The sequence below is a fragment of the Planococcus sp. S3-L1 genome (assembly GCF_030063085.1).
Lineage (GTDB): Bacteria > Bacillota > Bacilli > Bacillales_A > Planococcaceae > Planococcus > Planococcus kocurii.
Genome location: NZ_JASISN010000044.1, coordinates 1 through 4,041, shown reverse-complemented (window position 1 = coordinate 4,041; position 4,041 = coordinate 1). Strand labels below are relative to the sequence as shown.

Sequence of the window (4,041 nt, the reverse complement as noted above, 5' to 3'; positions counted from 1 at the left end):
GTCATATGTTAACTAATTTCATTTTATATATTATTTGATATTGGAGTAGCATCAGCAAACTGTAGATTTGCAACGATTTGGAAATCCCTAAATAAAAAATCCCAATTTCTCTACAAATCAAGATAGAGAAATGGAGAATTTTAAGCACTTTAGTTATTTAATGAGTTCATTAATTGGAAAAAGTATTCAGGTTCTTGAGTCTTGTTCAGGTTATACCACGAATGTAACGTATCAGGTGCAAATACATCTAATTTTTTTAGAACTTCCATTGCAAATTCTAAAGGAGCTATTCCTGACGCAGTAACTAAATTCGCATCGGATACCCCCGATTCTACCTCATAGAACTTTTCCCCTTTATACGTAGGACATACCATTTTAGTATATTCCAAGTTATTACTTGTATGCTTTCTAGTGTCTAAATACCCCATATTTGCGAGGGCCTCAATTGCACCACAAATTGCAGCAACCACAGTGCCGAGCTGTAAAGCTTCTCCCACTCTTTCCAAGATAGATTGATGAATTTCTTCATTCCAAGTAGTTCCCCCTGGCAAAATTAACAGATCTTTGCTTTCCATCGTGCATTCATCAAGAGAAATGTCTGGTTTTATACTCAGTCCCCCCATCGTCGTAATCATTTCTTTATTAACCCCTACTGTAGTTACTTTTAAAGGGGCTACATCTTTTTTGAAATATCTTCCTGAGTTTAGTTCAGCAATTAAGTAGCCATATTCCCAGTCTGACATTGTATTAAAAACATAGAGAAAAACGTTTGTTGTCTGCATCCAATAACACTCCAATCCCAATTGATATAGCTAGTATAAAATAACTTCCCTGACAGGTAGCGTCAGGGAAGTTATCATACTTCATGAAATTTAATCAATTCCGATAGAACTTCAACCAGTCTTTTCTTTAGACTTATTGGTTGAATCACTTGAATGGATTTATTGTATGGCAAAAGTAAATAAGGTACATATGTATGCAACACATCTTTTTCAAGAAGAAAAACGGCTTGATTGGAAGTCCGTTCTTGTAAGTAATGTCCTAGGAACCAATGTTTGCAAACATCATCCAGTACACTTTTCTCCCCATTAACAACCAAAGAAATAATCCCTTCCTTATCTTCTGCAGTGGGAAGAAGATTTTTTATAAAAAAGTCACGTGCAGAAAAATTTCCTGGTCGGCTAAACTTATTTTCTGTTAGCGTTAGACTCTCAATTCGATCCACTCTAAAACTACGGAGATCATTCCGAAGATGACAATATCCAATCGCGTACCACTGATTATTCCAATAGAGTATCCTGTACGGATCGACCAGTCTATCATGCAATTGTTTTTCGCCACTTTTCTCATATCGAATTTTTACTGTGTACTCGTCCGCTAAGGCTTGCTCTAATTCCTTCAAAAAAGGTTTCACAGAAGTTGAACCCACTCGGCTGATTACTTCAAGATTCGTTACATGGTGGTTTACCTTTATTTCCTGTTCTTGATTTGAGTATTTACTTAGTTTTGAAATAGCCCTATTTAGTGCTGCACCACCATAATATCCGGCTTCTTCTGCAAAAACAGCAGCGTGAAAGAGCGAGGTTTGCTCTTCATAATCAAAAAAAAGAGGTGCATCTATAAAATTATTCATTAAAGTGTATCCACCGTTATGTCCCGGTTCTGAAATTATAGGTACGCCACTTGTTGAGATTGTATCAATGTATCGATACACGGTTCTAATATTCAGCTCTAACTTTTCTGAAATTTGTTTTGCAGTAATCTTTTCGCCTGAACGAAGCATCCATAGAATCGCTAACATATTGTCAATTTTAGGCACATGATTCCACCTCTATATGAATTTTTTTAAAGTTCTCTTATGAATTTTACCATTAAAATGTAAAACAAACTTCCTAAGAAAACATTCGTAACAATAGACTTCTCAAAAAAAAGAAACTCGTGCTTGAGTTTCTTTTCTTCCGATAACTTATGATATGTTAACTCAATCCACTGTTCACTTAATTAGTTGGTCAATAAATGGGGTTATGTAACTACGGTATTCCTCCGTCAATCCAACAGGTAATGAATCCAACTTAAAAAACTGTATTTCAACAGATTCGGATTCATCTACTTGAATTTTTCCTTTTACATCATTCGATAAAAAAACGGCTGTCACCGAATAAAATTCATCTCCGTTAGCCACTTTAAAAAAATAGTCGGGTCCTGAAAAAACTCCTAGCAGTCTTAAATCACCAATATCTAATCCAGTCTCTTCTTTTACTTCTCTTCTTGCTGTGTCTTCTAAACTTTCATCTAACTCCATTAATCCGCCAGGCAAGCCCCAACCACCATCATTTCGATGCTGCAGAAGCAACTCATTCTTTTGATTTACAACTAAGACAACCGAGCCCGACAAAATCAATGGTCTATGACCAACGAGTGCCCTTAGGTCTTTTACATAATCCATAAATATGCCCTCTCTTTCCTTTATGATAAAATAACCGAAAAGATAAAATAATTTTCAGGAGGTGCAAAATGAAATATCTCTTTTTGTCCATTTTTGTAGTCCTCATTATTTGGCCAGTATTGGGTCTAGTAACAGGAGACATGGATTTTGGTGGAATGGGTATCATGATTGTCGGAATATCATTAGGTTTCATCGTGAGAAAAGTAACTGAACCAGAACCCGATTCTGAATAAAAGAAACGAAAATACTCACTCAGTAGATGGAGGTTTTTTATGGATTTTGAAAGTAACTTAATTAGACTTATGTTACATTCAAAAGCATCAAAAAACCTTTTAATAAATTCCTCTTTTTTGAAAAAATGAAACTTTACTGGAAGTTAATTGGTATAGTAATTATAAACTTGCTGAACTAAGGGGCGAAATGAATTTGAACAGCGGAAAAAAATATAACTTAAAGTATCACATGAATGGGTTTTCTGTTGCCTTCTCCATTATTCTTGTCAGTTATATTGATGATTATATTTACGATTTCCGCACGTTAATAGTGGCTATTTTAGCAGGTGTTTTAGCTTATATTTTAAGTACTCTTTTTGGTAAAATCTCATTTCTGGACAAAGAGATCAGTAAAAGAACGAACAGAATCCTTACAGTCCTGGCTATATTTCTAATCTTCTTTTCGTTTTATCTATTCCAGCTATAAAAATGAGCATAAATACAAAAGAGTTGCTGATTTTTTGAAATCAGCGACTCTTTTATTTTACAGGTTCCGAATGTAACTTAATTGCTATTAAGTTACATTCGAAAATCTAAACTTCGATAGTGGCCTGCCAACTGCTGTATGGGGATTTGACAACGATCAACGATTCGCTTTGCCATTTCAGTTCCCCTAAAAACCTGGAGTATGCATTTGCTTCTCCTACTTCTTCCACCAGCAGTTTATTTACAATTCGCATCCCTCTCGCATCATAGACTTCACAGTATAATTGAAACCCTTCGACGCGATGAATGCCTTTTAATAACGCTACTTTTTTCCGGCTGGGGCTCTTTTTCGGAGTTTTTCCTGCTAAAAACACAGCTTCATAGTTTTGAGCAGGAATCTGTTCAAGTGAATGGTCTACTATCTCCAGAATAATATCCTTTGGCAAAGGAGAACATTCCAGTAAAACAGGTACCGCATATAAATGAATTAGTTGCTTGAATTCCCCAAACTTCGATTCAGTAGATTCTAAGGAAAAAAATGATTGGAAGCTATAAGTTACATTCACTTGGATCTGACCAATCTCCGGTTGTTTTTTTAAAGAATAAGGGCTTCGTTCATTACCTAAACAAAAAATATTAATTAATTCATGTTCTTCTATAATCAGGCCCAACTCTGTAGCCTTCCTAGAAAAAATTAACTCAAAAATATTAATTTCATGCTTTTGCTGTTTATCTCTCTTGGTAAGATTTTTTCTCCAGTCATTAAAGTGAACAAATACCATAAATTTCTCCTTCCTGGCGGGAGGATAGACGTCCTTCCCGTTGAACTATTCTAGTAATTTCACTGTTACTTTTTCTAGTTTTGAATGTAACTTAATTCACAATAAGTTACATTCA

5 protein-coding genes are annotated in these 4,041 nt (G+C 35.1%); 1 reads left to right on the top strand and 4 read right to left on the bottom strand.

Annotated elements, in window-relative coordinates; genetic code table 11:
• Window positions 1-149 precede the first annotated feature (149 nt).
• From QMF37_RS18135 to QMF37_RS18125, 3 genes are all read right to left on the bottom strand, one after another.
• The gene (locus QMF37_RS18135; protein WP_283479134.1) at window positions 150-782 is read right to left on the bottom strand and encodes a type 1 glutamine amidotransferase family protein; all 633 of its coding nucleotides are present in this window, start codon (window positions 780-782) and stop codon (window positions 150-152) included.
• A gap of 74 nt (window positions 783-856) precedes the next feature.
• On the bottom strand, window positions 857-1,819 hold the full coding sequence (locus tag QMF37_RS18130; RefSeq protein WP_283479133.1) for a helix-turn-helix transcriptional regulator: 963 nt from the start codon (window positions 1,817-1,819) through the stop codon (window positions 857-859).
• 174 nt (window positions 1,820-1,993) lie between these two features.
• Window positions 1,994-2,446 (bottom strand): NUDIX hydrolase, encoded by a 453-nt coding sequence (locus QMF37_RS18125; RefSeq protein ID WP_283479132.1) that lies wholly within the window; start codon window positions 2,444-2,446, stop codon window positions 1,994-1,996.
• A 68-nt stretch (window positions 2,447-2,514) separates the two neighbouring features.
• Between QMF37_RS18125 and QMF37_RS18120 the strand changes: the two genes are divergently transcribed.
• On the top strand, window positions 2,515-2,679 hold the full coding sequence (locus QMF37_RS18120) for a hypothetical protein (protein WP_283479131.1): 165 nt from the start codon (window positions 2,515-2,517) through the stop codon (window positions 2,677-2,679).
• Window positions 2,680-3,251: 572 nt separating this feature from the next.
• Here the strand turns inward: QMF37_RS18120 and QMF37_RS18115 are convergent.
• Window positions 3,252-3,926, bottom strand: a complete 675-nt coding sequence (locus tag QMF37_RS18115; protein WP_283479129.1) for a hypothetical protein — start codon at window positions 3,924-3,926, stop codon at window positions 3,252-3,254.
• Window positions 3,927-4,041 lie beyond the last annotated feature (115 nt).